Source organism: Thalassotalea fusca (assembly GCF_053485835.1).
The window spans coordinates 1-1,936 of record NZ_JBQRUN010000036.1; the positions used below are offsets into that span (position 1 = coordinate 1).

2 rRNA genes are annotated in these 1,936 nt (G+C 50.6%); both read right to left on the reverse strand.

The window, feature by feature from the left end:
- Positions 1–4 precede the first annotated feature (4 nt).
- A 5S ribosomal RNA gene (gene rrf, locus ACSLUK_RS19845) occupies positions 5–119 on the reverse strand.
- A gap of 99 nt (positions 120–218) precedes the next feature.
- Positions 219–1,936, reverse strand: a 23S ribosomal RNA gene (locus ACSLUK_RS19850); the annotation flags it as partial.

Consider the following 1,936-nt stretch of genomic DNA (forward strand, 5'->3'; position numbering starts at 1 on the left):
GGAAGCTTAGCGATGTCCTACTCTCACATGGGAACTCCCACACTACCATCGGCGCTATTGCATTTCACTTCTGAGTTCGGCATGGGATCAGGTGGTTCTACAATGCTATTGTCGCTAAGCAAAAAAGTTAATTCGGAAAGCTGTATATCTAATTCAATTCATTAAGTACGTGATAATTTATCAGTCATCATACAACTTCAAAACCACTTGGGTGTTGTATGGTTAAGCCTCACGGGCAATTAGTATCAGTTAGCTCAAGGCCTCACAACCCTTACACACCTGACCTATCAACGTTGTAGTCTCCAACGACCCTTTAGGGAGCTTAAAGCTCCAGTGAGAACTCATCTCAAAGCCTGCTTCCCGCTTAGATGCTTTCAGCGGTTATCAGTTCCGAACGTAGCTACCCGGCAATGCGTCTGGCGACACAACCGGAACACCAGAGGTTCGTCCACTCCGGTCCTCTCGTACTAGGAGCAGCCCTCTTCAATTCTCAAACGCCCACGGCAGATAGGGACCGAACTGTCTCACGACGTTCTAAACCCAGCTCGCGTACCACTTTAAATGGCGAACAGCCATACCCTTGGGACCGACTTCAGCCCCAGGATGTGATGAGCCGACATCGAGGTGCCAAACACCGCCGTCGATATGAACTCTTGGGCGGTATCAGCCTGTTATCCCCGGAGTACCTTTTATCCGTTGAGCGATGGCCCTTCCATACAGAACCACCGGATCACTATGACCTGCTTTCGCACCTGCTCGACGTGTCTGTCTCGCAGTTAAGCTGGCTTATGCCATTGCACTAACCGTACGATGTCCGACCGTACTTAGCCAACCTTCGTGCTCCTCCGTTACTCTTTGGGAGGAGACCGCCCCAGTCAAACTACCCACCAGACAGTGTCCCCAAGCCCGATAAGGGCCCTAGGTTAGAACATCACGCATACAAGGGTGGTATTTCAAGGTTGGCTCCACCAACACTGGCGTGCTGGTTTCAAAGCCTCCCACCTATCCTACACATGTAGGAGCAATGTTCACTGTCAAGCTATAGTAAAGGTTCACGGGGTCTTTCCGTCTAGCCGCGGGTATACGGCATCTTAACCGCAATTTCAATTTCACTGAGTCTCGGGTGGAGACAGTGTGGCCATGATTACGCCATTCGTGCAGGTCGGAACTTACCCGACAAGGAATTTCGCTACCTTAGGACCGTTATAGTTACGGCCGCCGTTTACCGGGGCTTCGATCATGAGCTTCGCAGAGCTAACCCAATCAATTAACCTTCCGGCACCGGGCAGGCGTCACACCGTATACGTCATCTTTCGATTTTGCACAGTGCTGTGTTTTTAATAAACAGTTCCAGCCACCTGGTTACTTCGACCGGCCTCAGCTTAGGGAGCAAGTCCCATCACCAAAGCCGGCGTACCTTCTCCCGAAGTTACGGTACTATTTTGCCTAGTTCCTTCACCCGAGTTCTCTCAAGCGCCTTAGTATTCTCTACCTAACCACCTGTGTCGGTTTGGGGTACGGTTCCTATATATCTGATGCTTAGAAGCTTTTCCTGGAAGCAGGGCATCAACAGCTTCGACTCCGTAGAGTCTCGTCTCGTGTCTCAGTCTTAAGAGTCCGGATTTGCCTAAACTCTCAACCTACACACTTTCACATGGACAACCAACGCCATGCCTGCCTAGCCTTCTCCGTCCCTCCTTCGCAATATATAGAAGTACAGAAATATTAATCTGTTTCCCATCGACTACGCCTTTCGGCCTCGCCTTAGGGGCCGACTTACCCTGCCCTGATTAACATGGGACAGGAAACCTTGGTCTTTCGGCGTGGGGGTTTTTCACCCCCATTATCGTTACTCATGTCAGCATTCGCACTTCTGATACCTCCAGCATGCTTCTCAACACACCTTCAACGGCTTACAGAACGCTCCCCTACCACT